This is a genomic window from Tropicimonas sp. (assembly GCF_047971885.1).
Taxonomy (GTDB): domain Bacteria; phylum Pseudomonadota; class Alphaproteobacteria; order Rhodobacterales; family Rhodobacteraceae; genus Tropicimonas.
In genome coordinates this window covers 12,629-37,835 of sequence record NZ_JBKEAE010000204.1, presented here as the reverse complement: position 1 = coordinate 37,835, position 25,207 = coordinate 12,629, and the positions used below count along the sequence as shown (strand labels likewise).

Genomic DNA, 25,207 nt, shown 5'->3' with positions numbered 1-25,207 from the left:
GCGGCACTAGGCGACGGTGGACACGAATCCGAACATGGCGATCAGCAGCGAGACCTCGAAGTAGATTTGGGTGCCGCGCAGGATGCCGTAGATATTGAGCAGTGCGATGGCGTTCACCACCATCGTGTCGAGCGCAAGGATACGGTCGACCACCCCGGGGGCGAAGCGTATCCTCCAGATGTTGAGCAGAAGCCCGAGCGAGAAACACCCGATCGCGAAGTAGAGAGCATATCCGATCATTCGAAAATCTCCTTCAGGCGGCGTTCGTAGCGCTGCTTGATCTCGTCGCGCACGCCGTCCGGATCGTCGGTGTGCAGGCAATGGACCAGCAGGTACCGGGCATCGGCCGACAGCATGGCGGTCACCGTGCCCGGGGTCATGGTGATGGTCCCGGCGAGGATGGTGATCGCCTCGGGCGAGCGCACGTCGAGCGGCACGACGATCCAGTGGCTGTGCGTGTTCCGGTTGGATTTGAACAGGATGATCCCCGCGACCACCACGTTGGCGACGCAGATGTCCCACAGCACGATGACGATATAGATCAGCGCCTTGAACGGGTGGTCGATGCGCGGCCGGTTGGGCCAGAAGGGCTGGGTGATGCCGGGAATGGCGATGCCCAGCACCGTGCCCAGCACCACGTTGCCCACTGTTACCGTGTTGACCAGCAGCAGCCAGATGACCAGCAGGAAGGCGGTGAGTTGCGGGTGGGGAAAGACCCGGTTGAGGATGCGCTTCAGCATGGCTCAGCCCTCCTCCGACTGCGGCCCGAGGACCGCCTCGATATAGATGCCGGTATCGCGGAGCTGGGTCGCGGTGTCTGACAGCACGCCCCGTATCGGGCCGGCGGCAATGGTAAGCACCACCAGGAACGCCAGCGGTATGCAGGCCGCCACCAGCGCCATCGGCCGCAGCGGGTGGGCCGGGATGGGGGTGCCGTCAAGGTCGAGGTTGCGCGGATTGGCGAAAGTGGGGTCGAGCGGTTTCCAGAAATAGCGGCTGCCGCGTTGCGAGAAGCCGATTATCAGCATGAGCGAGGTGATCAGGATCGTCGCCCAGATCAGTGCCGTCGACGGTCGGTCGAGGCTGGCGTCGAGGATCAGCAGCTTGCCGATGAAGCCTGAAAGCGGTGGCATTCCGGCCACCGCGATGGCGGCGGCGAAGTAGAGCGCCGCGACGAAGCCCCCGGGTGCGCGCCCAGTCGGTCCCTGCGCGTCGCGTACCAGATCGAGCACCAGAAAGAGCGCCGCCGCGGCAAAGGTGGAATGCACCAGATAATAGAGCGCGGCGGTCGTTCCCGGTGTGGTGAACAGCGAAATCGCGATCAGCAGCGTTCCCATCGAGGCCAGCACCGAGAACGAGGCGAGCCGCAGCAGTTGCGATGCCCCAAGCACGCCGGTCGCGCCGACGATCAGCGTGATGATCCCGGCCGGCAGTAGCAGATCGGTAAAGATCGAACCGATTGCCGGCGCCTCGGGGGTGAAGACCAGGGTGAACATCCGCAGGATCGCATAGGCGCCGACCTTGGTCATGATGGCGAAGAAGGCCGCCACCGGCGCCGGCGCGTTGCGGTAGGTGCCGGGAAGCCAGAACTGCATCGGAAAGGCCGCCGCCTTGATGCCGAAGACGATCAGCAGCAGCATCGCGCCGACCAGCAGCAGCGCCTGATCGCCCGGGGCGACCTCGCGCACGCGCAGCGCCATGTGCGCCATGTTGAGCGTGCCCGTCACCGCATAGAGCGTGCCCATCGAAAAGAGGAAGAGCGTGGAGCCGACGAGGTTCATCACCACGTATTGCAGCCCGGTGCGCAACCGCATGCCGCCGCCGCCATGGATCGTCAGCCCGTAGGAGGCGATCAGCAGCACCTCGAAGAAGACGAAGAGGTTGAAGGCGTCGCCGGTCAGGAAGGCGCCGTTCACCCCCATGAGCTGAAAGGAAAACAGCGCGTGGAAATGCCAGCCGCGCCCGTCCCAGCCGCTGCCGGCGCAATAGAGCACGACGGCGGTGGCCAGCAGCGATGTCAGCAGCAGCATCATCGCCGACAGGCGGTCGAGCACCAGAACGATGCCGAAGGGCGGGAGCCAGTCACCCAGTTCGTAGATCTGGACCGATCCATCGAGGGTCGAGACGAACAGGCCTGTCGAGATAGCGATCAGTGCCGCGACGGTCGCGATCGAGAAGACCCGCTGAAGCACAAGGTCGTAGCGCATGGCCATGGCCATGATCGCCGCTACGATGGCGGGCATGACGACGGGCATGATTATCCAGTGGTTCATCCGAAGTCCCCCCTGGGTTTTTCAAGCCCGGGTTCCTTCTGATCCTGCTCCCACGGGATTTCGTCGGGGTCGAGGTCGATGTCCTGGGGTGAACGGCGCAGGTCGACGTGATCGGTATCGGTTTCGAGGAAGGCGCCAAGCGCGATCAGCACCACCACCGCCGTCATGCCGAACGAGATGACGATGGCGGTCAGAACCAGCGCCTGGGGCAGGGGGTCGGTATAGGCTTCGGCGTATTTCGAATAGATCGGCGGCAGGTCGATGGCGATCCGCCCGCTGGCGAACAGGAACAGGTTCACCGCATAGGTCAGCAGCGCGGTTCCGATGATGACCGAGAAGGTGCGCCGCCGCATGACGAGGTAGAGCCCGCAGGCCGTTTGCAGCCCGATCAGCAGGGCGAGGAGGATTTCCATCCTACTTCTCCTCCGGCTCGGGCATGTAGACCATCGACGGGTCGTAATCCATTGGCGAGACGTTCACCGATTCGCCGGTCCGGCGGGCAAGCCGGCTGAGCGAGAACAGCGTCAGCATGACCGCGCCCACCACCGTCAGGAACACGCCGAGATCGAAGGACATCGCGGTGGCAAGCTCGAACTCCTCGATCGGTTCGATATGGACATAGCCATAGGCGCTGGTCAGGAAGGGCAGGCCGTTGAACCAGGCGCCGATGCCGGTGATGGCGGCGATCAGCACCCCCCAGCCGATGAAAGCGTGATAGGGGATCTGAATCCGCTCGGAGGCCCAGGCAAAGCCCGAGGCCATGTATTGCATCAGCAGCGCGATGGCGACCACAAGGCCGGCAATGAATCCGCCGCCGGGCATGTTGTGGCCGCGCAGGAAGATGTAGATCCCGACCATCAGCGAGATCGGCATCATGACGCGGGTCGAGACCACCATCATCAGCGGGTGGCGATCCTTGGAATAGCGCGTGTCATGCACCCAGTTGGCGAGCTTGCGCGAGGCCTTGCCCTCCATCAGCGCCTTGCCGAGCGCGAAGATCAGCAGCGCCGCGATGCCGAGCACGATGATCTCGCCAAAGGTATCGTAACCGCGGAAATCCACCAGGATCACGTTGACGACGTTGGTGCCGCCGCCGCCCGGCTTGGCGTTTTCGATGTAATAGCCCGAGATGGTTTCGAAATCGCGGGTCATCAGCGCCATTGACAGCGCCGCCACCGCGATACCTGCCGCCGCCGAAATCGCCATGTCGCGGCCCCGGCGGCTCCAGTTCGATTCGCGCGGCGTGTGCTTGGGCAGGAAGAACAGCGCCAGCAGCATCAGGATCAGGGTCACCACCTCGACCGTAACCTGGGTCATGGCAAGATCGGGTGCCGAAAGCCGGACGAAGATGATCGAGACCACCAGGCCGTTGATCCCGATCAGCACCAGCACCAGCAGGCGCGAGCGATGGTAGGTGACGATGGCAATGGTCGAGGCGCAAACCAGAATCGCGCCGATATAGTCGATCACGCCGGGCTCCAGCATCGGGCGCAGCCCCGGCGCATGGGTGCCGTGCATCCAGGCATAGAGGCCGGCGGCGATGGTCGCCACGGAAAAGACGGCGACGTATTTTGTCAGCCGGTAATCGTGCAGGTTGTTCGACAACTCGCCGCTGGCACGGTGCAGCCAGTTCACCAGGTGGTCGAACATCCGCTTGGCGTCGGGTTTGGGTGTTTCCTCCCAAAGCCTGCTCAGCGGGGCGAATTGTGTCAGCAGGGCCAGACCGCCGAGGATCGCGACGGCGCTCATCCCCAGGGCGGGCGTGAAGCCGTGCCATATCTTCAACTCGTGCAGGTGCAAATGCTGCCGGGTCGTGGCATCGGCGATCAGGTTCACGAAACTGCCGACGGTGGCCTGCGGGAAGATGCCGATCACCACCGCCATCGCCGCCAGCAGCCCCGGCGCCGCCCACATGCCGAAGGGCGGATCGTGCGGCTTGGCCGGATAGTCGTGGCGAACCGGGCCGAGGAAGACCTGCGCGATATAGCGGAAGGAATAGGTGGCCGAGAACATCGCCCCCACCGTGGCGAGCAGGCCGATAATCCACGGGTTGCCCATCCACGAGGTATGGGCGGCGTTCTCCAGCATCATTTCCTTGGACAGGAAACCGTTGAGGAAGGGAATGCCGGCCATCGACAGCGCGGTGACAATGGCGAAGGTCGCGGTGATCGGCATCAGGTGGCGCAGTCCGCCCAGCCGGCGGATCGAGCGGGTATGCGCCTCGTGATCGACAATGCCCGCCGTCATGAACAGCGCCGCCTTGAAGATCGAGTGGTTCATGATGTGAAAGACCGCCGCCGTGGCCGCCGCCGTCGTGCCGAAGCCCAGCAGCATGGTGATGAGGCCGAGGTGGCTGACCGTCGAATAGGCGAGCAGCGCCTTCAGGTCGTCCTTGAAGATGGCGATCTTGGCCGCCACCACCATGGTGATCAGGCCGGTCGTCCCGACGATATAGAACCACATGTCGGTTCCGGCAAAGACAGGCCACAGGCGCGCCATCAGGAACAGGCCGGCCTTGACCATCGTCGCCGAATGCAGATAGGCCGAAACCGGCGTCGGCGCGGCCATGGCGTGCGGCAGCCAGAAGTGAAACGGAAACTGCGCCGACTTGGTAAAGGCGCCGAGCAGGATCAGCAACAGCGCGGGGGTAAAATAGGGCGAGGCGACGATCTGTTCGCGCCGGTCGAGGATCTCGTTCAACTCGTAACTGCCGGCCATCTTGCCCAGCAGCAGCAGCCCGCCGATCAGCGCCAGCCCGCCCATGCCGGTAACCGCCAGCGCCATGCGCGCGCCCTGCCGGCCGGCGGCGGTCTGGCGCCAGTAACCGATCAGCAGGAAGGAACTGAGCGATGTCAGTTCCCAGAAGATCGCCATCATCAGGATGTTGTCCGACAGGACGATCCCCAGCATCGCGCCCTGAAACAGCATCAGATAGACATAGAACTGACCCATCGGGTCCTCGCGCGACAGATAGAAGCGCGCGTAGAGGATGATCAGCAACCCGATCCCGAGAATCATCGCCGCGAACAGCAACCCCAGCCCGTCGAGCATGAAGCTGACGTTGAGCCCCAGCGACGGCACCCACGGCAGGTGAAAGGTAACGACCTCGCCGCGCCAGACGGCGGTGGAGTGGATGACCAGCAGGATCAGCGCCGAAAGGGTCGCCCATCCGGCCGAAAGGGCGCAGGCGTTCCGTCCGACCCGGATCATCAGCCCCGGAAAAAGCGCCCCGATGAATGGCAGCGCGGCGATCAGCGCCAAGGTGATGTCGGACTGCTCCGTCACGTGAACCTACCCCTCTCCGGACGCGGCCGCCGCCGCACCGGCCCGTCTCCCGGTACTCCCAAGGATTTGTATGGGTTTCTCCGGGAAAGGCAAACGGATTGCCCGATGCAACGGCGATGGCAGGCTTCCGCAGTGCGGTGCGCGGCGGCCGGAAAGGGGATTTCACCGGCGGGCGCTTGACGGCTTTTGGCCACATGGGCCAGTCTTCCGGCACAGCGGGCCGTGGGCCGAAAGCAGAGGGGGCAGGAGGTGAAGCAGGGATTCGCCGCAGGGCTGGTTGCGGCCATCGCGCTTGGCATGGGCGGAGCCGCCATGGCCGAGGAAATCGTGTCGGTCGGTACCGGCGATGTCACCGGCGTCTATTATCCGGCGGGTGGCGCGATATGCCGGCTGGTGAACGTCGGCCGCAAGGAGCACGGGATTCGCTGTTTTGTCGAATCCACCGGCGGCTCGGTCGAGAATATCGCGGCGCTCCGTTCGGGTGATCTGGATTTCGGCGTCGTGCAGTCCGATCTTCAGTACGATGCGCTGAACGGGCGCGGTGCCTTCGCCGGCGATCCGGTTGCGGACCTGCGGACGGTCTTTGCCATTCACCCCGAACCCTTCACGCTGGTCGTGCGCGAAGGCAGCGGGATCGGGGGCTTCGGCGATATCGTCGGCAAGCGGGTCAACATCGGCAATCCCGGCAGCGGCCAGCGCGCGACGATGGAGCTTGTCATGGACGCCTTTGGCATCGGGACGGACGACCTGCTGGAGGCGACCGAGTTCACCGGTTCGGAAATGTCGCAAGAACTGTGCGACAACCGGATCGACGCCATGGTTTATACCGTGGGGCACCCCGCCGCCGCGATCAAGGATGCCGCCGGCGATTGCGCGGTGCGGCTGGTCGAGGTGACGGGCGAACCGGTCGACCGGCTCGTCGCTGAAAACCCCTATTTCCGCCACGCGGTTATTCCGGGCGGTCTCTATGCCGGCAATGACAGGGATGTGGAAACCTTCGGCACGGTTGCGACCCTGGTCACCCGTGCCGATACGCCCGAGGCGGTGGTCCACCGGACCGCGCTGTCGGTACTGGGAAATCTGGACGAATTCCGCGACCTCCACCCGGCCTTCTGGACCCTGCGGGCAGACGGCATGGTGAGCGAGGGATATTCCGCGCCGCTCCACCCCGGCGCGGAAAGGGCCTTCCGGGAGCTTGGCCTGATCGAGTGACCCGCGCGGCGCCACTGGCGCGATCCGCGGGGCGCCCGTTCAGATCACGATGGTTTCGAGCACGTCGGGCGTTCTGACCGACACGCCGGGCAATGCGTCGATCAGCGGCTGGGCCGACTGCGCGAGCACCGGGAAGGTCCTGTAGTGACAGGGGATGACTACCCTGAAATCGAAGAACTTCTTGGCCGCGTAAGCGGCGCGCGCGCAATCCATCGTGTAATGGCCGCCGCAGCACAGGATGCCGATATCGGGCGCGTGAAGCTCGGCGAACAGTCCCATGTCGGCCATCACGTCGGTATCGCCCGAGACATAGATCGTATGGCCCTCGGCGTCGATCATGAGGCCGGCCTCGCCGCCGGCATATTCCGGGCTGCCATCGCGGAAATCGATACTGGATGAATGAACGGCGTGCACCATCGTCACCCGTACCTTGCCCAGCGTGATCGTGCCGCCCTTGCCAAAGCCGACGGTCTCGATCCCTTCGCCGCCGAGAATGATCGAAAGCTCGTGATTGCAGCAGACGGGAATGCCAAGATCGCGTGCGATGGCCACCGCATCGCTGCCGTGGTCGCCATGGCCGTGGGTCAGCAGGATGCGGGTGGCGCCGGCAATGGCCTCGTCGCGGCGGCTCTGCGGGAACACCGGGTTTCCGGTCAGCCAGGGATCGACCAGCAGTACCTGATCGGCGATTTCGATCCGAAAGCCCGAATGGCCAAGCCATGTGATCTTCATGTGTTTCTTCCCCCGATACGCTATGGTCGATTCGATCCCGAGCCTACCTTCGGAGGAACAAAATGGAAGGGTTGCAACGCCACATCGACGGCTATTGCGAGCGGACGGACTTTACCTACTGGTCCGAGCCGGTGAACGCGCTGACCAACGCCGCCTTCCTGATTGCCGCCTGGATCATGTGGCGCCGGGTGCGGGACACCGGGCTGGTGCTGGCAAAACTGATGTGCCTGGACCTTTTTGTCATCGGCATCGGCTCGTGGCTGTTTCACACCCATGCAACCGTCTGGGCCAGCCTGGCCGATGTGATCCCGATCGCCGTTTTCATCCTGCTCTATATCTTTGCCGCCTGTCGCGACTACTGGGGCCTGTCGACGCCGTGGGCCCTGCTGTTGACCGCAGGGTTCGTTCCCTTTGCCGCCCTGACCGTTCCGCTGTTTCAGGGCATGCCGTTCTTCGATGTCTCGGCCGAATACTGGCCGGTGCCGCTCCTGATCGCGCTGCATGCTTTCGGGTTGCGCCGCCGTGCGCCCGAAACCGCGCGCGGGCTGGCGGCCGGCTGTGCGCTGCTGGTCGTCTCGCTGACGTTCAGGTCGGTCGACATGGCGGTCTGCGCGTCGTTTCCGCTCGGCTCGCATTTCATGTGGCATATCCTGAACGCGACCATGCTGGGCTGGATGATCGAGGTGTACCGGCGCCACATGATGCGGCCGCAGGGAATGGCGCAGTGATGCCAGCGGGACCCGTATTCGCTTTCCGGAAGATGGCATCAGGCACTTGTGACCCTGAGCATATGCGCAACGGAGGGCGGGGAACGTCTGCGGGTGGGGCAGGAAGGTCGACAAGGTCGATACCGCCGGAAATTTCGAACGGTCAGCCCCGCTGCCGACCACATGGGCAGGCAAATCAGCAAAGCTTCACGCTGTATTCACGCAAGTTTGTTGCCTGATCGCCTTAGATTGGCTACTCAGTTTACGATGCGTAAACAATGGTGTCGGTTCTCAGCATTTCCCGGAAGGTGCAAACAATGTCGCCCAGCAGGCCTGCCCCCGAAACGCCGGATAAGATCACGCTTTCGAAGCTCAACGAGATGTTGCGCGATCCGGAGAAATACAGCGACGAGGAGATCGCGGTCTACCTGCGCGAGCCCGATCCGAAGCAGGGCAGTTCCAATTTCGCCCCCGCGCTCGAGGTCAATACCGATCTGGTCGATGACGGCGGGCTCGAGGCCGATGTCGCCATCGCCTTTCTCAACCGTGCCGACCGGGCGCGCCGCCACCGGCGCTATCGCAGCAAGATCGCGGGCGGATATCAGGGGATCAGGATCGTCTCGGAAGGGGATTCGTGGTTTCAGTATCCCTTCATCCTGAAGGATACCATCGACTGGCTGATGGAGGCCTATGCCGTCTACAGCCTGGGCGCCGCCGGCGATCTGGTCGCCGACATGGTGCTGCAGGACGAGATGCGCGATGCGATCCGCCAGCACCGGCCCGACGTGTTCCTGATCAGCGGCGGCGGCAACGACCTGCTGGGCGACGGGCGGTTGAAGCTGGCGGTCAAGACCTACCGCGCGGGGCGCCCCGCCAGCGAATACCCGAACGCGAATTTCGATGCGAGCATCCGCGACGTCATCGCCGATTATCGCAGGATATTCCGCGACCTGACGCAGGAGTTTCCGGATCTCAGGATCATCTGCCATGGCTACGACTATGCACTGCCCGACAACGGACGCTGGCTGGGCAAGCCGCTGGCGGCCAAGGGGATAACCGACAGGATGTTGCAGGCCGGGATCATCGCCGAGATGATCGACCGCTTCAATCAGGCGCTGGCCGATCTGGCGCAGGAGTTTCCCGGGCGGGTCTTCCGGGTCAATTGCCGCGGGGCGGTTGGCAAGAACGACTGGCACGATGAACTGCACCCCGACAAGAAAGGCTATGCCGCGGTCGCCAACCGCTTCCATGCGCTGATCGAATCGGTCGCCGGCCGTGTCGAGGCCGAACGGGCGAAACCCGCGCCGCTTTCGCCCGGCTACGACAAGCGCATCGCCGGTGCGAAAGACCTCGATCCGCTATCCTTCCGCGAACTGGTCGATCACCGCGCCCGCGAACTGCTTGCCGAACCCATCGAGCCGACCGAGGACGAGGACGAGCGCCGCCATATCGAGGCCGAGATCGCGCAGCATTTCGAGAAAATCTCGGGCGGAGCCGATTTCCTGCCCGCCGGTTTCCTGCGCGACGGTGCGAAACGCGCCGACGCGGTCTGCCGCATCAGCACGCCCACCAGCTACGGCTCGGGCTTTCTGGTCGCGACGCGCGATTTTGTCATGACCAACAATCACGTTCTTGCAAGCGAGGCTGAAGCCGCCGAATCGGTGGCTGAATTCGGGCTCGAACACGACGAGACGGGGGTCAGGGTCGCGCTTCAGCCCAAGCGGTTCTTCGTCACCGACGAGACGCTCGATTTCACCATTGTCGCCTGTGACAGCAGCGGTGTTCCGGCCGATGTCGCGCCGATCCCGCTTCTGCGCAGCCCCTCGACCGTGACCCGGGGTGAAAAGGTCAATATCGTCCAGCACCCGCGCGGCCGCCCGAAAGAGGTGGCGCTGCACAACAACGATGTGATGCGCGTCAAGGATGTGGTGATCCATTACAGCACCGATACCGAACCGGGCTCGTCCGGATCGCCGGTCTTCAACAACACATGGGATCTGGTGGCGCTGCACCACGCCGGCTGGACCAGCGCCGGCGTGACGACGAACGAGGGTGTGCGGATTGCCGCCATCGTCTCGCACCTGATCGGACGGCAGACGCGCGAATCCACCGGTTCGGTCGGGATCGGCGAACTGCTCGGAACAATCCCCGACTGCTCGCCGCATCTGGGCTTTTTCGATGTGGCCGGGGTGGTCGGTTCCGACACCCGCGAGGTCGAACTGCCCGAATTCCGCGGCTCGGCCGATTTTGCCGATGTTGGGTTCTGGAACATCGAGAACTTCAACGGCTCCGCCCCGGACGAGCGGGTGGATCGCGTGGCCGAGGTGCTGGGGCACCTGTCGCTCGACGCCATCGGGCTGTGCGAGGTCGCGCGCGATGCGATGGACCGGCTGGTTGCCGCCCTTCAGCGGCTTGGGCTGGCCTACAGCTACAAGTATTTCGATGTGGCGGGCGGGCAGGATCTGGCGGTTCTGTACGACAGCCGCACCACCGGGGTGACGATCTCTCAGGGTATCCTGAACCGCCATCGCGATGCCTGGGCCGCGACCACCGCAACCGGGCGCACCGCCTTCCCGCGCCGGCCGCTGATCGCGCGGGTGAAGGTGGCGCCACAGGTCACCGACGGCACCCCGGGCAGCGCGCGCGAGGTCGAGTTCATCCTGATCGGCCTGCACCTGAAGGCGTTCGGCGACCCCGAAAGCCGGGCGCGGCGCAGGCTGGCCGCGCAGATCCTGCGCGAGGTGATCGCCGATATCCGCGAGACGGAAAAACTGCCCATCGTTCTGGGCGGCGACCTGAACGAAACGCTGAATACCGATATCCTGTCGCCGCTGACAGATGCCCCCGATCTTCTGACGCTGACCAGCGACGATGCCGACGACAACGCGCTGTCCTATGTCGGTGCGCGCTATCGTTCGCTGATCGACCATATCATCGTTTCCGACGATGTGACGATCTCGCCCATCAGCGGCGACGATGCGGCGATCATCCGGCTCGACCGCAGCGTGCGCGATTTCGCTGCCGACGTGTCCGATCACGTGCCGCTGGTCATGCGCATGGTCAACCGCCCGGCGCCGATCCAGGTGGATGGCGATGGTGCCGCCGGTGGTACGGCGCTGTCGGGCGCGATTCCCGAAGGGGCGACATCGATCCGGCTGACCTTCGAGTGATCTGCCGCCGGCCGCGCTATCCGGCCTGCGGCCAGTGCCGGTGATAATCGTCTATCACATAGACATGCCGGTGCGGCCCCGCGCCGGCAAGGTGGGGATGATCGGGTGGCAGGTCGTCGTGCGAATGCTCGAACTCGCGCGGCAGCCGGGCCGGCCAGAGGCGCACCGCAACCGCCACCCCGGCAAGCGCCAGCGCCCCGAGGATGACGAGCGCGGCAAGCGTGCCGAAGCCGGTCTGGAGCCATCCGGCCAGCGGATAGGTCAGCAACCAGCAGGCATGCGAGAGTGCGAATTGCGCGGCGAAGACGGCAGGCCTGTCCTCGGGGTGCGATGAGCGCCGCAGGAGCCGCCCCGAAGGGGTCAGCACGGTGGAATAGCCAAGCCCGATCGCACCCCATGACGCCACCAGCAGGGGCCAGCGCAGCGACCCCGCCGAGACCAGTGCGGCAAGTGCAAGCAGCGTGGCCCCCATGAGCGTGGCGCCAAGAAGCATCGCCCGCCGGTCGGGGACCGTCCGCAGCAGCCGGGGCAGGAGCAGGGCCGCCGTCATCGAGCCCGCGCCAAAGGCGCCGAGCGCCAGTGCGACCGCGTGATCGTCGCGCCCCAGTCCGGCGCGGACCAGGACAACCGTGTTGACGATGACCATCGCACCCGCCGCCGCGACCGCAAGATTCAGCCCCAGCAGCCCGCGCAGGCGTGGCGTGTTGAGGAAAATGCGGATGCCGCGGGTCATGTTCTGGTAGATGCCCCGCCGGACCGGCGCGGGCGCCCTGGGCAGGACGACCGAGACCACAAGCAGCGCCGATGCCAGGAACCCGGCACAGGTTCCGAAAAACAGCGCGTCGAAGCTCAGCACCGCCAGCAGCAGCGCTGCCAGCATGGGCGAAATCAGCGATTCCATGTCGTATGCCAGCCGCGAAAGCGACAGGGCGCGGGTGTAATCCTCTTCATCCTGCAAGATGTCGGGGATGGTTGCCTGAAAGGTCGGGGTGAAGACGGCCGAGGCCGATTGCAACAGCAGGATCAGCAGGTAGACCTGCCAGAGCGCGCCGACGAAGGGCAGGCAGAGCGCCGCGCCCGCCCGGACGAGATCGAGCGCCACCAGCATCGCCCGGCGGGGAAGATACCCCGCCAGCGCCCCGGCGACCGGCGCGATCGTGACATAGGCCACCATCTTGATGGTGAACGCCGCTCCCAGCGCCATTGCCGCCTGCGCGCCGGCAAGATCGTAGGCCAGCAGCCCCAGCGCGACGGTGGCAAGCCCTGTCCCGAGCAGTGCGACGATCTGCGCTGCGAAAAGGTGGCGGTAGGTTCGGTTGGCGAGGATTGTGAGCATTGAAAGACCCGGGTCAGTCGCGTGCAGCCTAGGTTTGGCGAGGTGTCACTGCAAGCGCACATGAACCGGGAACGAACGCTTCCGGCGCATTCGCCTTGTGGTCTGCACCCGGTTTCGGCAGATCCGGCAATCGCGTGCCGCAGGCAGCCGCGCGCTTGCGACCGGCGCGAGGCGCGGCTAAACCCGGGCTCAACACCCGCCCGTCCACCGGAGGCCCCATGTCGATCGACACCGAAACCGCACGTCGCGTCGCCAAGCTCGCGCGCATCAAGGTCGAGGAAGACGCGCTGCCCGCGCTCGCCGGCGAATTCAACGCCATCCTCGGCTTCATCGAACAACTGGCCGAAGTGAACGTGGAAGGGGTTGAGCCGATGACCTCGGTCACGCCGATGCGCCTCAGACGCCGCGCCGATGTGGTGACCGATGGCGGTTATCCCGAGAAAATCCTGGCAAATGCGCCCGATGCGCGCGAGGGGTTCTTTGCCGTGCCGAAGGTGGTCGAGTGATGTCCGAACTGTCCAGACTGACGATTGCCGAGGCGCGCGACAGGCTGCGTGCCGGGGATTTCACCGCGACCGAGCTGACGCGGGCTTGTCTCGACGCGATAGACGGGGCCGATGCGCTGGGGTCGTTCGTTCACAAGACGCCCGAAATCGCGCTCGATCAGGCCGCCGCCGCCGATGCGCGCATTCAGGGCGGAGCAGAGAACCCGATGTGCGGCATCCCGCTCGGCATCAAGGACCTTTTCTGCACCCAGGGTGTGCCGAGCCAGGCGGCCTCGCATATCCTCGAAGGGTTCAGGCCCGAATATGAATCGACCGTCACGACAAGGCTGTGGCAGGCCGGTGCGATCATGCTGGGCAAGCTCAACATGGATGAATTCGCCATGGGAAGCTCGAACGAGACCTCGTGTTACGGCAATGCCGTCAACCCGTGGCGGCGCGGCAACGACGATACCGCGCTGACGCCGGGCGGATCCTCGGGCGGTTCGGCGGCGGCGGTTGCGGCCGATCTCTGCCTCGCGGCAACGGGCACCGATACCGGCGGCTCGATCCGTCAGCCAGCCGCCTTTACCGGCATTACCGGGCTCAAGCCCACCTATGGCCGGGTGTCGCGCTGGGGTATCGTCGCCTTCGCCTCGTCGCTCGATCAGGCCGGGCCGATGACCAAGACGGTGCGCGATGCGGCGATCATGCTGGGCGCGATGGCCGGGCACGATCCGAGGGATTCGACCTGCGCCGATATCCCCGTACCCGATTTCGAAGCCGCCATCACCGGCGACATTCGTGGCAGGACCATCGGTATCCCGCGCGAATACCGCATGGACGGCATGCCCGCCGAGATCGAAAAGCTGTGGGCCGACGGTGCCGAAATGCTGCGCGACGCCGGTGCCAAGATCGCCGATATCTCGCTGCCGCACACCCGGTACGCGCTGCCGACCTATTACGTGATCGCCCCGGCCGAGGCGTCGTCGAACCTCGCCCGTTATGACGGGGTGCGTTTCGGTCTGCGGGCGGGGCTGGCGCAGGGCGATGGCATCACCGAGATGTACGAAAAGACCCGTGCCGAAGGTTTCGGCCCCGAGGTGCAGCGCCGCATCATGATCGGCACATACGTGCTCTCGGCCGGATTCTACGACGCCTACTACAACCGCGCCCGCAAGGTCCGCGCGCTGATCAAGCGCGACTTCGACGAGGCATTTGCCGCCGGTGTCGACGCGATCCTTACCCCGGCAACGCCCTCTGCGGCATTCGGTCTTGGTGAAATGGCCGATGCCGATCCGGTTCAGATGTATCTTAACGACGTGTTCACGGTTACTGTGAACCTTGCGGGATTGCCGGGTATCTCGGTGCCCGCCGGGCTCGACGCGCAGGGTTTGCCGCTCGGGCTGCAACTGATCGGAAGACCATGGGAGGAGGGAGCCTTGCTGAACATCGCACAATCGCTCGAAAGCGCGGCGGGCTTTGACGCCAGGCCGGGGGTCTGGTGGTGACCGGGTTCGCACCGCACGGGGGGCGCAGCAGGCTGCTGGCGTGCCTTGTCCTGCCGCTGGCGCTGGTCGCATGCAGCGAAAACACCGCAAGCGAACCGGCGGAGGTTGCCGAAGCGGCGGCTGAAGGCGTGCCGGGCGCGGCCGCCGAGGCATCGGCCGAGGCCCGGCGCGCGGCGATCTCGCAGGCCGATGCCCGCGACATGATGGATGAAACCCCGTCCGAGTTCACCGATGGCGATGCGGCCGGTGCGGGTTCGCTCATGCAGGCGCCGCCGGGCCCGCTGATCGAAGACGGGGCGATGCCGCTGGTTGGCAACTGAGCCGGCGATGGAAATCGTCCGGCGCCGCTCGCCCAACTTCGGCGAACGTCGGGGCGGTGCGGTGCCGGTGCTTGTCGTCCTGCACTATACCGCCATGCCGGATGCGCAATCGGCGCTCGACCGCCTGTGCGATCCGGCGGCCGAGGTTTCCAGCCACTACCTGATCGGGCGCGACGGCGCCTGCTGGCAGCTTGTCGACGACGACCGGCGCGCCTGGCACGCGGGCAGCGGTGCATGGGCAGGGCACGACGATGTGAACAGCCGCTCGATCGGGATCGAACTGGACAACGATGGTGCCAGCCCCTTTCCGGAGCCGCTGATGGCGGCGCTCGAGGGGTTGCTGCCGCCGCTGATGGCCCGCTGGCGCATCCCGCCCGAGGGTGTGATCGGCCATTCCGACATGGCGCCCGCCCGCAAGTCCGACCCTGGGCCGCGCTTCGACTGGGCACGGCTGGCGCTGCGGGGGCTCGCCTGCTGGCCGCGCGCCGATATCGGTGGCACGGTGCCGGACGAAGCGGGTTTCCTGCGCGATCTTACGGCCTTTGGCTATCCGGACGATGTGGCGGCGGATGTGATGCTTGCCACCTTCCGCAGTCGGTTTCGCCCCTGGGCCGACGGACCGCTCGATGCCACCGACATGGGTCTGGCGCGCGACCTTGCCAGCCGCTTCCCCATTGACCGCGCCCGCGCGACTGACTAGGTCTGCCGCGCGCGCGGATGGTCGGATGGCCGCGGGGGGCAACCTTCGAGGAAAGTCCGGACTCCCTGAAGCGACGGTGCCGGGTAACGCCCGGGCGGGGCAACCCGACGGAAAGCGCCACAGAGAACAGACCGCCATGGCCATGCGCCATGGCAAGGGTGAAACGGTGGGGTAAGGGCCCACCGCGGGGCCGGCAACGGCTCCGGCACGGCAAGCCCCACCGGGAGCAATGCCAGATAGGACCTGCGCGGGGCATGTCCCCGGGGCCGCTTCAGCCCCAGGCAGGTCGGGTAGGCAGCTTGAGCCCGCCGGTAACGGCGGGCGCAGAGGAATGGTCATCCATGGGGCGCGAGCCCCGGGACAGAATCCGGCTTACAGGCCGTCCGCGCGCGACTTCGAACTTGTCCCTTGCCGGCCCGCGTTGCGCTGCTAGGCTGGGGCATCGCAACGCGGGAGAGAAACAGATGAGTTTCGTCAAGGCACTGGCAGCGGTCGCAATGGGTTTTGCGGCGGCGAAGGGCGTCGAGAAATACAAGGACGTCGGCGGCATGCGCGGGCTTCAGGACCTGCTGAAGGGGGCAGGTACCGGCCCGGCCGCCGATCAGCTTGGAAAGATCGCCGACCAGTACGGCATTCCGGGCGGTGCGGACAAGGTGAAGTCGCTGCTCGACAGCTGGGGCAAGGCGACCGCCAGCGCGACCGAAGCCGGCGCGGCCGGGCTGGGAAGCCTGATGGCCTCGATGCGGGGCGCGGCCGAGGCAGGCACCGGGCATGCCGCCGAAATGGTCGGCGCGCTGGTTGGCGAGACGCCGATCTCGGACGCGACCGAGGAGCAGGCCAAGCTGATGATCCGGGCCATGATTCAGGCCGCCAAGGCGGACGGCGAGATCGACGAGGTCGAGATGGCGCATATCCTCGGGCGGATCGGTGAGCTTGACGAAGAAGAAAGCGCCTTTGTCGAAGAGCAGTTGCGCGCGCCGCTCGACATCAACGGGCTTGCCTTCGATGCCGGAAGCAAATGGCGCGAGCAGGTCTATTCGACCTCGCTCGGCACGATCAGGGCTGACAGCGAGGCCGAGAAGGACTATCTGCGCCGGCTGGCGACTGCCCTGGGCCTGACCCAGCCGCAACGCGATGCGATTCATGCGCGCATGGGGCTGCCGCCGATCGCCGGCTGATCGCCGGAACCGTCGGGTGGCCCTGCTGCCGGGGCGAATGGGCTTGACAGCCCACCGCCACGGCTTAAAAGGCGAACCTCAGATTTCACGGGCGGGACCGTCCGTAACAGGAGACCGACCATGGCGAAACCGACCACGATCAAGATCCGGCTCAATTCCACGGCCGGCACCGGCCACTTCTACGTGACCAAGAAGAACGCGCGCACCATGACCGAGAAGATGGTGGTGCGCAAATACGACCCCGTCGCGCGCAAGCACGTCGACTACAAGGAAGGCAAGATCAAGTAAGGCCTTCGATCAGGTCCGGCCCCGGGTGTGGTTGCGGCAATGCCGTGGCCGGGGCGGGAGAACGAACGATCTGCTTCACGGGCCTGTTTCAGGCCCGTTTGGTTTTTCAGATGTCCCCGGAGGTACCGTGGCTGCGCTGTCGTCCCGCGCCAAGACATGTCCGACAGCGCGCCGCCCTCCGCAGACGCCGCAATTCGACTGGCGGCAATCGTGGTTGCCCGTCGCGATTGCCGCGATTCTGATCGTCACCTTCTGGGGCGCACATATCCGTCTGATTTCGGAAGGCGCGCTTGTCGAGTTCGACGAGTATTATACCCTGGCGCGCTCGACCTCTTTCGCGCGGGTCGGCGATTGGTGGACCATCTACACAGATAACAAGCCGAACTTCAAGAAACCGCCGCTGCAATACTGGATGTCGGGCGGCCTGCTCGAGGCCGGTCTCGGTCTGGAGACGGCGCTGCGCCTGCCCTCGATGGTGTTTGCGCTTGGCTGCCTGGTCGCGACGGCGCTGCTTGCGGCGGTGATCGCGCCGAACCTGCCCTGGGCGATACCCGCGTCGGTTGTCCTGCTCGCAAGTTCGGCGCAGTTCTGGACCCTTGCGGAATCGGCGATGCTCGACACGGGCGCGACGCTGTTCGCCACGCTTGCGCTTGCCTTCGCCATCGCCGCGCTTCGCCGCCCCGCGTGGTGGTATGCCACGGCGGCGGCCATCGCCCTTGGCGCGCTGCAGAAAGCGCCTGTCGGGCTGGCGCTGGTTGCGCTGCTTGTCGCCTTCCTGCACTGGACGCGGCATCTGCACGGTTTCAGCTGGCAGCAACTCAGGGCCGAGCCGCATTTTCGCCGCGCCTGCTGGATCGCGCTGGCGGGAATATTCGCCTGGCCGCTGTTTCAGACGGCCCTGCATGGAAACGAGGCGCTCAAGAGGCTCTATGTAAATCAGATGCTGGAGCGCTTCGTTCCGCTTGGGCCGGCTGAGCAGGAGCGGGGTCTGGCGGCGCTCTATGATGTGGTTATCGTGGGCGAACCGGCTCTGCGGCTTCTGGCGATTGCGGCGCTGTGCTGGATGCCGTGGCGCCTGGGGCGGATGAATCTGGTGGCGCTTCCGTTGCTGTTCGGGGCCTGCGTTCTGGCAATGGGCCTTGCCAGTGGCGGTGTCTTCAGCCGCTATTCCCTTGTTTTCCTGCCCTTGCTGGTGGCTGCCTCGGCCGTTGTCGTGGCGTCGTTCGGCCGGATCTGGCTGCTTGCGCTTGTGGTGGGAAGCGTTTCCTGGACCGCCGGCGGGCCGGTGAAACCCGCCGGACAGCTTGGTCTATATCCGGATTCCGAACTGGCCGAGGTCAACGCGGCCCTGACGGCGCTGAAGGATACGGCCCTGCCCGGCGAGACGCTGGTCTTTTGCCGGTGGGACGGAACCGGGCGCCCCTATCCGGGGGCGATGGCCTATTTTTCCGACAATGCGCCCTATGTGAAGCTCGACGAACCGACCAACGCCGAGAAGGACAAGATTCCGCCCGGTACGCCGCTGCGTGGCGCCTGCAAGCTGGACGATCTTGCCCGGATACGCGGCTGGCTGACGGAGGTGGAGATCAGCCGGACCATTGGCGGCCATGTCGTGTGGACAGGGCGCAGGGACTGACGGATGCGGGGGGGGCGAAAAGGCAGGGCCGCCCGAAGGCGGCCCGTTACCCAAGCGATGTGTCCGGCGCGTTACTCGCGGCTGCCGAAAAGCTGGAGCAGCATCATGAACATGTTGATGAAGTCCAGATAGAGGCTCAGCGCGCCCATGATGGCGGCCTTGCCCAGCCACTCCTGATCGCCGGTGACGGCCATCTGGATATAGGTGGTCTTGATCTGCTGGGTGTCATAGGCGGTGAGACCGGCAAAGATCAGCACGCCGATCACCGAAATGGCGAAGGCCATCGCCGAAGAGGCGACGAACAGGTTGACGATCATCGCGACGATCAGGCCGATCAGGCCCATCATCAGGAACGTGCCCATCGCCGACAGGTCCTTCTTGGTCGTGTAGCCGTAAAGCGACAGACCGGCGAAGGCGATGGCGGTGATCAGGAAGACCTGCGCGATCGACGTAGTCGTATAGACGAGGAAGATCGAACTGAGCGAAAGCCCCATCACCGCGGCAAAGGCATAGAAGGCAACCTGCGCGGCGGCAGCGGAAATCCGGTTGATGCCCGCGGACAGACCGAAGACGAAAACCAGCGGCGAGAACATGATGAGCCATTTCAGCGGTGAGGCGTAGATCGCCATGCCGAACTGGGTGAGCATCATGTTGCCGGCGGCATCCGTCGTCGTCGACAGGCCAGCGATCGCCCAGGCGGCGAGCGCGGTAATCAGCATGCCCACGGACATCGTTCCGTAGACCTTGTTCATGTGGGCGCGAAGACCCTGATCGATCTGGGCCGCGCGGGCGCCAGAGACGCCTACGGTCCGGATCGTGTCGTATTCAGCCATTAGTACCTCCGTTTCGTTCCGACAAACGCCCATATCCCGCACGGACGCCTTTACCGGTCGATATTGGCAGCCATGCGCAGATATTCAAGTACTTCCGGCGAGAAACCGGCACGGTGGAGGTGGCCGAAAACCGAAACAATCGGCTTTTCATCGACCCGGAAAACACCTGCTCGGGCCCCTGGCCCGAACGCATTTTCCGATGTGCAATGGTGCGGCGTATCGCCGAAACGCCTCAGGCGCGCCAGTGCTGCGGCACGTCCCACGAGGGTCTGGCCGATTCGATCTCGGCCTCGTAGCGCGATACCCCGATGTCCCGCAATGCGCGGTCGTCGAGTTCCGCCAGATTGCGCCGCTGGCGGCGCAGGGCAACCATGTTCCTGATACGACTTACAACCCTGCCACCGTGCCACGAACCGAACAGGGGGGCGGCGTGTGTGCTGTGGATGCTCATCTCGGTTTCCTTAACGTGATGTGAACGGACTCCGACCGTTCATCAATCTGCTTGATAAGTATGCCGCGATATGATTCATTTTAAAATCGAATGTTTTTGAAGAATGATATCACGATGGGTGATGTATGCCGCGCAATCTGGACCTGACCGCTCTGCGCTCGTTCGTCGCCGTTGCCGACAGCGGCGGCGTGACACGCGCAGCCGGTTACATGAACCTGACGCAATCGGCGGTTTCGATGCAGATCAAACGGCTGGAGGAAGCGCTCGATGTGACCTTGCTCGACCGGGCAGGGCGGGGGGTGGCGTTGACACCGGAGGGGGAGCAACTGCTCACCTATGCCAGGCGGATGCTCGATATCAACGATGCGGCCATAGACCGGCTGACCGCGCATGATTACGGCGGCGAAATCACGCTCGGCGTGCCGCACGACATCATCTACCCGCATGTCCCCGACATCCTGCGCCGGTTCAACGCCGCATTCCCCAGGGTCAGGGTGAACCTTGTCTCGTCCTATTCGAAAATGTTGCTGGAGCAGTTTTCGCGCGGCCAGTTCGCAATGATCCTGACCACCGAACAGGGGCATGGCCACGGCGCCGAGGTGCTTTCCGAGAAGCCGTTGCGCTGGATCGGGGCGCCCGGCGGGGTCTGCTGGCGCCAGCGGCCGCTGCGCTTCGGTTCCGGGGCGCATTGCATCTTCCGGTCCGCCAGCCTGCGCGCACTCGATCGCTGCGCCATCGGCTGGGAGATGGCTGTCGAATCGGAATCCGAGCGCCCGATCGAGGCGGCCGTGCGGGCCGACCTGGCCGTTTCGGTAATGCTCGAGGGGACAGAACCGCCATTTCTCGAACAGATCGACCACAACGGTGCGCTGCCCGATCTGCCGAGCTATTCGATCAACCTCTACGTTTCCGATCTGGCAAAGGGGCGTGCCGAACTGGCATTGGTCGATCTGGTGCGCAAGGCCTACCGCAACGACGCCCTTACGGCATCGTCACCACGACCTTCCCCGCCGATCGCCGCAGCCTGAGCAGATCCAGCGCCTCGGCCGTGCGCTCGAATGGCACCTCGTGGCTGATGTGCGGGCGCAGCCTGCCGGCGGCGTACCACGCGAACAGCGTTTGCAGCGATGCCGTCAGCACGCCGGGGGCGAATTTCAGATATCCGCCCCAGTAGAGGCCGATCACCGACAGGTTCTTTACCAGCAGGTGATTGGGCGCGATCTGCGGCAGCCTGCCGCTGGCGAATCCGATGGTCAGGATGCGCCCCTCCGGGTTGGTGGCGCGGAAACAGGTATCGAACAGGTCACCGCCGATGGTTTCATAGACAACGTCCGCCCCGCCGAGCGCACGAATGCGTTCGCGGATGTCCGGGCATTCTGCGTCGATCAGATGGGTCGCACCGGCCCGCGCCGCGATGTCGAGCTTGTCGCCGCCGCGCGCGATGGCCACAACCTCGGCGCCCATCAGCGCGCCGATTTCCACCGCCGCCAGCCCGACCCCGCCGGCCGCGCCCGTCACCACCAGCCGCTCGCCCGGTTGCAGGCGTGCCCGGTGATCGAGCGCGAGATGCGAGGTGCCGTAGGCGACCTGAAACGCCGCGCCCTCGCTGAACGACATGCCGTGCGGCAGGATCACGCAGCGTTCGGCGGCAACGTTCGCCTCTTCCGCCAGGCCGCCCATGCCGTTGAACGCTGCAACCCGGCTGCCGGGTTCCGGGCCGCTTGTCCCGGGGCCGACAGCCGCTACCGTTCCGGCCATTTCCATGCCCAGGGTCACGGGCAGGGGCGGGCGTTCCTGATACTGCCCGCGCGCCATCAGCAGATCGGCGAAGTTCAGGCCGCAGGCGGCGACGCGAATCCGCACCTCACCCGCCGCGGGTGGCGGCAACTCGGTGTCAAAGAATCCGGCCGGCCTGTCGAATGCCTGAATCTGGAAGGCGCGCATCTGGGTTCTGCCCCTCTGGTGCGCAAGGTCCGGCGCGATTTGCCCGGGCAAATTCGTCGCCGGCCTGCATGGTTTTGCGAATCGCGGCGCTATCACATGTTTTTCAATCTGGCAACACATCCAAAAGGCGAGTTAGATTTTTATTTCTTTCGTTGGGGGGGAGTGTTAACAAACGTTTACGGCGTTTTATGAAGTGAAATTTTTAACCAGGGAGCAAGACGCGCAGCGGGGCATTTGCCGCCCCGCATGTCTGTTGGACGGCGTGTCGATGCTCCGCAAAAGGCACAAAAGCGTAGCCCAAGGAGTTCCTATGACCCATCCCGTTGACGTACATGTCGGGAAACGAGTCCGCCATCGCCGCTGGCTGATCGGTATGACCCAGCAGCAACTGGCAGACAAGGTCGGTATCAAGTTTCAGCAGATTCAAAAATACGAAACCGGCATGAACCGGATCAGTGCATCGCGCCTTTGGGATATTGCCGAAGCGCTCGATGTTTCGATCGGTTTCTTTTTCGAGGGCCTGTCCGATGATGCGGTTACAGCTGCATCGGTCGGCGACCTTCTTTCGGACAAGGAGGCGCTCGAACTCGTCCGGTCCTATTATGCCATTCCGGAAAATCAGCGGCGGCGGCTGTTCGAACTGGCGCGCGTGCTCAGCGACGCGGCTTGACCGACATGGCGGGGGAGGGTACCGCGAGGGTGAGCCAACCCGCCGGATACCCTGCCCTCTGAGGCTGCCATGACCGAGCCCATAGCCCCCCGAAGCGGGACGCGCGTTTCGCCGTCCGAATTTGCCGAATTGCGGGCAACGGCGGTGGCGCTTGCTGATGGGGCGCGCAAGGCGACGCTTCCGTTTTTCCGCGCGCCCGGGCTTGCCGCTGACAACAAGCACGAGACCGGGTTCGATCCCGTCACCGAAGCCGACCGCACGGCCGAGCGCGCGATGCGCGCGATACTGGCCGAGCGGCGGCCCGGCGATGCGATACTTGGCGAGGAGATGGGCGCCTCGGCCGGAAACAGCGGCTATACGTGGGTGCTCGATCCGGTCGACGGCACCCGGGCCTTTCTGGCCGGCGCACCGACCTGGGGTGTGCTGATTGCGGTCGCCGATTCCGACGGGCCGATTCTCGGGGTGATCGACCAGCCCTACACGCGCGAGCGCTGGGAAGGCGGCCGCGGGTTTTCGCGTTTCTCGGGGCCGCACGGAAGCCAGCCGCTCGCCACGCGCGCGCCGCGCGCGCTCGACGACGCGATCCTGTTCTCGACATTCCCCGAGATCGGAACGCCCGAGGAGAGAGCCGCCTTCGAGCGGGTGTCGAGGCGGGCGCAGCTTACCCGCTACGGCCTGGATTGCTATGCCTATGGCCTTCTGGCCCTCGGCCAGATCGATCTGGTGATCGAAGCCGGGCTGCACCCCTATGACATCTGCGCCCCTATCGCGGTGATCGAAGCGGCCGGCGGCATCGTGACCAACTGGGCCGGGGACCCGGCACATGGCGGAGGCCGGGTGATCGCGGCGGCAAACCGCTCGATCCATGACGAGGCACTGGCCCTGCTTTACAGCGCCTGAACCGGGCGCATATCGGGCACATTCCACTGGATACGCCTTCGATGCGCTTGCCACCCATGGGTGGCGGCTTTGCGAACGAAACTGCCGTCTCGATGAAGTACGAACCCCGTCGGCGCCTGGCCGCGGGAATGGCCATGCGCTGGCGCGGCGGCCTTCGGCCGTTCCGCGCCCGGGTGCGCATCCTGTGCGGCGATCCGCATCACAGCCCCAGCGATTCCGCAATCAGCGGGTTGAGCGGCCGGCTGTGGCCGGGTTCGTCTTCGCCGCAGCGCGGATCGAAGCGGCGGCCGGCGATATAGACCGACCGGATGGCGCGGTCATCCCCCATCATGATCGTTGGGAAAACGCTCTCCCAGATGCTCTCCGCGCGCGCGTACCTTTGCGCGATCGCCGGTGTCGATGCGAGATCGAGCACCACGAGATCGGCGTCCGAACCCGGCGCGAGGCCGCCGATCCTGTCTTCCATGCGCATGGCGCGGGCCGAGCCGGCAGTCGCCAGCCACAGCAGTTGTGCCGGGTGCAGCGCGTGCCCGGTCAACTGCCCGACCTCATAGGCGGTGGCCATGGTGCGCAGCATCGAGAACGACGATCCGCCCCCGGTATCGGTGGCCAGCCCGACGATCTGACCTTCGCCCATGGCGCGCGCGGTATCGAACAGCCCCGAGCCGATGAAGGTGTTCGATGTCGGACAGTGAATCAGCGCCGCGCCGCGATCGCGAATGCGGGCGCGTTCGTTGTCGGTCAGCCAGATCGCATGGCCGAACAACGCGCCGGGTTGCAGCAGGCCGTGCGCCTCGTAGGTGTCCAGATAGTCGTGCGCGCCGGGGAAAAGCTCGCGAACCCAGGCAATCTCTTCGGTCTGCTCGCTCAGATGGGTCTGCATCAGACAGTCGGGATGTTCCGCCCACAGCGCCCCCAGCGCTTCGAGTTGTTCGGGTGAGGAAGTGGGCGAAAACCGCGGTGTGATCGCATAGGTGGCGCGGCGGCGCCCGTGCCAGTGCGCCAGCAATGCCTTGCTCTGGTCATAGGCCGAGCGGGCATCGTCGCGCAGACCGTCGGGCGCGTTGCGGTCCATGCAGGTCTTGCCGGCAGCGATGGCCATGCCCCGCGTTTCGGCGGCGGCAAAGATCGCGTCGACCGATACCGGATGGATGGTGCAGAAACTCGCCACCGAGGTCGTGCCATGGGCGATCAGCAGGTCGAGATAGCGCCCGGCCATCGCCGTTGCGTAATCGGGATCGCCAAAGCGCATCTCTTCGGGAAAGGTGTAGTCGTTCAGCCAGTCGATCAGCCGCTTGCCCCATGAGGCGATGATCGCCGTCTGGGCGTAATGCGCGTGGGCATCGACAAAGCCGGGCAGGATGAGACACTTGCCGTGATCCTGGATGCGGGCTTCGGGATGGGCGTTGCGCAGCGTCTCGGCATCGCCGTGCCCGGATATCCGGCCGTCGCGGACCAGAATAGCGCCTTGCCGGCGGAAGACGGTTGCGTCTTCGGGGGCGACCTCGAAGGGGTTGGTGTGAATGTCGAGGGTCTGGCCCAGAATGAGCGTCGCTGTATCGGTCATGCCGCCAGCCTA

General features: G+C 65.1%; 24 protein-coding genes and 1 other RNA gene. 14 read left to right on the top strand and 11 right to left on the bottom strand.

Translation table 11 applies throughout. From position 1 onward, the window contains the following. Window positions 1–6: 6 nt before the first annotated feature. Genes ACK5IR_RS17050 through ACK5IR_RS17030 form a run of 5 tightly spaced genes read right to left on the bottom strand, consistent with a single transcriptional unit; the run spans window position 7 to window position 5,540 of the window. A complete protein-coding gene (locus tag ACK5IR_RS17050) occupies window positions 7–240 on the bottom strand; it encodes a monovalent cation/H+ antiporter complex subunit F (RefSeq protein WP_416930632.1) in 234 nt (77 codons plus the stop codon). Continuing rightward, window positions 237–728: a Na+/H+ antiporter subunit E gene (locus ACK5IR_RS17045; protein ID WP_416930658.1), complete on the bottom strand. Its 492-nt coding sequence runs from the start codon at window positions 726–728 to the stop codon at window positions 237–239. The genes ACK5IR_RS17050 and ACK5IR_RS17045 overlap by 4 nt, the downstream gene beginning before the upstream one ends. A gap of 15 nt (window positions 729–743) precedes the next feature. Further along, window positions 744–2,273, bottom strand: coding sequence for a monovalent cation/H+ antiporter subunit D (locus ACK5IR_RS17040; protein ID WP_416930630.1), 1,530 nt, complete (start codon window positions 2,271–2,273; stop codon window positions 744–746). Further along, complete coding sequence (locus ACK5IR_RS17035) at window positions 2,270–2,686, bottom strand: Na+/H+ antiporter subunit C (RefSeq protein WP_416930628.1); 417 nt, start codon at window positions 2,684–2,686, stop codon at window positions 2,270–2,272. The genes ACK5IR_RS17040 and ACK5IR_RS17035 overlap by 4 nt, the downstream gene beginning before the upstream one ends. Window position 2,687: 1 nt before the next feature. After that, a complete protein-coding gene (locus ACK5IR_RS17030) occupies window positions 2,688–5,540 on the bottom strand; it encodes a monovalent cation/H+ antiporter subunit A (RefSeq protein WP_416930656.1) in 2,853 nt (950 codons plus the stop codon). 267 nt (window positions 5,541–5,807) lie between these two features. On the opposite strand from ACK5IR_RS17030, the gene ACK5IR_RS17025 reads away from it, so the two are divergent. After that, entirely contained in the window at window positions 5,808–6,770 is a 963-nt protein-coding gene (locus tag ACK5IR_RS17025) for a TAXI family TRAP transporter solute-binding subunit (RefSeq protein WP_416930626.1), read from the top strand. Between the two features lie 39 nt (window positions 6,771–6,809). Here the strand turns inward: ACK5IR_RS17025 and ACK5IR_RS17020 are convergent, their stop codons facing one another. Next, window positions 6,810–7,502 (bottom strand): metal-dependent hydrolase, encoded by a 693-nt coding sequence (locus tag ACK5IR_RS17020; protein ID WP_416930624.1) that lies wholly within the window; start codon window positions 7,500–7,502, stop codon window positions 6,810–6,812. Window positions 7,503–7,564: 62 nt separating this feature from the next. Between ACK5IR_RS17020 and ACK5IR_RS17015 the strand changes: the two genes are divergently transcribed. Then, a complete protein-coding gene (locus tag ACK5IR_RS17015; protein ID WP_416930623.1) occupies window positions 7,565–8,230 on the top strand; it encodes a ceramidase domain-containing protein in 666 nt (221 codons plus the stop codon). Window positions 8,231–8,526: 296 nt separating this feature from the next. Then, window positions 8,527–11,379, top strand: a complete 2,853-nt coding sequence (locus ACK5IR_RS17010; RefSeq protein WP_416930621.1) for a trypsin-like peptidase domain-containing protein — start codon at window positions 8,527–8,529, stop codon at window positions 11,377–11,379. 16 nt (window positions 11,380–11,395) lie between these two features. Here ACK5IR_RS17010 and ACK5IR_RS17005 read toward each other — a convergent pair whose 3' ends face one another. Next, a complete protein-coding gene (locus ACK5IR_RS17005; RefSeq protein WP_416930619.1) occupies window positions 11,396–12,715 on the bottom strand; it encodes an MFS transporter in 1,320 nt (439 codons plus the stop codon). A gap of 218 nt (window positions 12,716–12,933) precedes the next feature. Between ACK5IR_RS17005 and gatC the strand changes: the two genes are divergently transcribed. The 8 genes from gatC to ACK5IR_RS16965 all read left to right on the top strand — a co-directional run bounded on the left by gatC (window position 12,934) and on the right by ACK5IR_RS16965 (window position 18,830). After that, window positions 12,934–13,221, top strand: coding sequence for an Asp-tRNA(Asn)/Glu-tRNA(Gln) amidotransferase subunit GatC (gene gatC, locus ACK5IR_RS17000; RefSeq protein ID WP_416930617.1), 288 nt, complete (start codon window positions 12,934–12,936; stop codon window positions 13,219–13,221). Continuing rightward, entirely contained in the window at window positions 13,221–14,708 is a 1,488-nt protein-coding gene (gatA, locus tag ACK5IR_RS16995; RefSeq protein ID WP_416930615.1) for an Asp-tRNA(Asn)/Glu-tRNA(Gln) amidotransferase subunit GatA, read from the top strand. Before gatC ends, gatA begins: the two co-directional genes overlap by 1 nt. Next, window positions 14,705–15,028 carry a hypothetical protein gene (locus ACK5IR_RS16990; protein WP_416930613.1) on the top strand — a complete coding sequence of 108 codons (324 nt, stop codon included), beginning with the start codon at window positions 14,705–14,707 and terminating at the stop codon, window positions 15,026–15,028. Before gatA ends, ACK5IR_RS16990 begins: the two co-directional genes overlap by 4 nt. Before the next feature lie 7 nt (window positions 15,029–15,035). After that, window positions 15,036–15,728: an N-acetylmuramoyl-L-alanine amidase gene (locus ACK5IR_RS16985; RefSeq protein ID WP_416930611.1), complete on the top strand. Its 693-nt coding sequence runs from the start codon at window positions 15,036–15,038 to the stop codon at window positions 15,726–15,728. A gap of 13 nt (window positions 15,729–15,741) precedes the next feature. Further along, an RNA gene (gene rnpB, locus ACK5IR_RS16980) (RNase P RNA component class A) lies at window positions 15,742–16,119 on the top strand. A 73-nt stretch (window positions 16,120–16,192) separates the two neighbouring features. Further along, the gene (locus ACK5IR_RS16975) at window positions 16,193–16,906 is read left to right on the top strand and encodes a DUF533 domain-containing protein (RefSeq protein WP_416930609.1); all 714 of its coding nucleotides are present in this window, start codon (window positions 16,193–16,195) and stop codon (window positions 16,904–16,906) included. A gap of 120 nt (window positions 16,907–17,026) precedes the next feature. Beyond that, entirely contained in the window at window positions 17,027–17,194 is a 168-nt protein-coding gene (rpmG, locus tag ACK5IR_RS16970; protein ID WP_068113852.1) for a 50S ribosomal protein L33, read from the top strand. Between the two features lie 127 nt (window positions 17,195–17,321). Then, the gene (locus ACK5IR_RS16965) at window positions 17,322–18,830 is read left to right on the top strand and encodes an ArnT family glycosyltransferase (protein ID WP_416930607.1); all 1,509 of its coding nucleotides are present in this window, start codon (window positions 17,322–17,324) and stop codon (window positions 18,828–18,830) included. A 71-nt stretch (window positions 18,831–18,901) separates the two neighbouring features. Here the strand turns inward: ACK5IR_RS16965 and ACK5IR_RS16960 are convergent, their stop codons facing one another. Next, the gene (locus ACK5IR_RS16960; RefSeq protein WP_416930605.1) at window positions 18,902–19,663 is read right to left on the bottom strand and encodes a Bax inhibitor-1 family protein; all 762 of its coding nucleotides are present in this window, start codon (window positions 19,661–19,663) and stop codon (window positions 18,902–18,904) included. A gap of 232 nt (window positions 19,664–19,895) precedes the next feature. Further along, entirely contained in the window at window positions 19,896–20,114 is a 219-nt protein-coding gene (locus tag ACK5IR_RS16955) for a DUF1127 domain-containing protein (protein ID WP_416930603.1), read from the bottom strand. 125 nt (window positions 20,115–20,239) lie between these two features. Between ACK5IR_RS16955 and ACK5IR_RS16950 the strand changes: the two genes are divergently transcribed. Next, complete coding sequence (locus ACK5IR_RS16950; RefSeq protein WP_416930601.1) at window positions 20,240–21,142, top strand: LysR family transcriptional regulator; 903 nt, start codon at window positions 20,240–20,242, stop codon at window positions 21,140–21,142. On the opposite strand, the gene ACK5IR_RS16945 is transcribed toward ACK5IR_RS16950, so the two are convergent. After that, window positions 21,096–22,058 carry an NADPH:quinone oxidoreductase family protein gene (locus ACK5IR_RS16945; protein WP_416930599.1) on the bottom strand — a complete coding sequence of 321 codons (963 nt, stop codon included), beginning with the start codon at window positions 22,056–22,058 and terminating at the stop codon, window positions 21,096–21,098. The genes ACK5IR_RS16950 and ACK5IR_RS16945 overlap by 47 nt on opposite strands. 310 nt (window positions 22,059–22,368) lie before the next feature. Between ACK5IR_RS16945 and ACK5IR_RS16940 the strand changes: the two genes are divergently transcribed. Further along, complete coding sequence (locus ACK5IR_RS16940) at window positions 22,369–22,728, top strand: helix-turn-helix domain-containing protein (protein WP_416930654.1); 360 nt, start codon at window positions 22,369–22,371, stop codon at window positions 22,726–22,728. Between the two features lie 69 nt (window positions 22,729–22,797). Continuing rightward, window positions 22,798–23,628, top strand: coding sequence for a histidinol-phosphatase (gene hisN / locus ACK5IR_RS16935; RefSeq protein WP_416930597.1), 831 nt, complete (start codon window positions 22,798–22,800; stop codon window positions 23,626–23,628). A gap of 199 nt (window positions 23,629–23,827) precedes the next feature. On the opposite strand, the gene guaD is transcribed toward hisN, so the two are convergent. Next, a complete protein-coding gene (guaD, locus tag ACK5IR_RS16930; RefSeq protein WP_416930595.1) occupies window positions 23,828–25,195 on the bottom strand; it encodes a guanine deaminase in 1,368 nt (455 codons plus the stop codon). Window positions 25,196–25,207: the final 12 nt, after the last annotated feature.

Bases quoted from the DNA above. Each gene is read 5' to 3' on its own strand.
- ACK5IR_RS16945 (WP_416930599.1), bottom strand. From the start codon at position 22,058: ATGCGCGCCTTCCAGATTCAGGCATTCGACAGGCCGGCCGGATTCTTT.
- ACK5IR_RS17005 (WP_416930619.1), bottom strand. From the start codon at position 12,715: ATGCTCACAATCCTCGCCAACCGAACCTACCGCCACCTTTTCGCAGCG.
- ACK5IR_RS16940 (WP_416930654.1), top strand. From the start codon at position 22,369: ATGACCCATCCCGTTGACGTACATGTCGGGAAACGAGTCCGCCATCGC.
- ACK5IR_RS16950 (WP_416930601.1), top strand. From the start codon at position 20,240: ATGCCGCGCAATCTGGACCTGACCGCTCTGCGCTCGTTCGTCGCCGTT.
- ACK5IR_RS17035 (WP_416930628.1), bottom strand. From the start codon at position 2,686: ATGGAAATCCTCCTCGCCCTGCTGATCGGGCTGCAAACGGCCTGCGGG.
- ACK5IR_RS17040 (WP_416930630.1), bottom strand. From the start codon at position 2,273: ATGAACCACTGGATAATCATGCCCGTCGTCATGCCCGCCATCGTAGCG.
- ACK5IR_RS16955 (WP_416930603.1), bottom strand. From the start codon at position 20,114: ATGAGCATCCACAGCACACACGCCGCCCCCCTGTTCGGTTCGTGGCAC.
- ACK5IR_RS16975 (WP_416930609.1), top strand. From the start codon at position 16,193: ATGAGTTTCGTCAAGGCACTGGCAGCGGTCGCAATGGGTTTTGCGGCG.
- ACK5IR_RS17050 (WP_416930632.1), bottom strand. From the start codon at position 240: ATGATCGGATATGCTCTCTACTTCGCGATCGGGTGTTTCTCGCTCGGG.
- hisN (WP_416930597.1), top strand. From the start codon at position 22,798: ATGACCGAGCCCATAGCCCCCCGAAGCGGGACGCGCGTTTCGCCGTCC.
- ACK5IR_RS17015 (WP_416930623.1), top strand. From the start codon at position 7,565: ATGGAAGGGTTGCAACGCCACATCGACGGCTATTGCGAGCGGACGGAC.
- ACK5IR_RS16985 (WP_416930611.1), top strand. From the start codon at position 15,036: ATGGAAATCGTCCGGCGCCGCTCGCCCAACTTCGGCGAACGTCGGGGC.
- gatA (WP_416930615.1), top strand. From the start codon at position 13,221: ATGTCCGAACTGTCCAGACTGACGATTGCCGAGGCGCGCGACAGGCTG.
- guaD (WP_416930595.1), bottom strand. From the start codon at position 25,195: ATGACCGATACAGCGACGCTCATTCTGGGCCAGACCCTCGACATTCAC.
- gatC (WP_416930617.1), top strand. From the start codon at position 12,934: ATGTCGATCGACACCGAAACCGCACGTCGCGTCGCCAAGCTCGCGCGC.
- ACK5IR_RS17010 (WP_416930621.1), top strand. From the start codon at position 8,527: ATGTCGCCCAGCAGGCCTGCCCCCGAAACGCCGGATAAGATCACGCTT.
- rpmG (WP_068113852.1), top strand. From the start codon at position 17,027: ATGGCGAAACCGACCACGATCAAGATCCGGCTCAATTCCACGGCCGGC.
- ACK5IR_RS16960 (WP_416930605.1), bottom strand. From the start codon at position 19,663: ATGGCTGAATACGACACGATCCGGACCGTAGGCGTCTCTGGCGCCCGC.
- ACK5IR_RS17020 (WP_416930624.1), bottom strand. From the start codon at position 7,502: ATGAAGATCACATGGCTTGGCCATTCGGGCTTTCGGATCGAAATCGCC.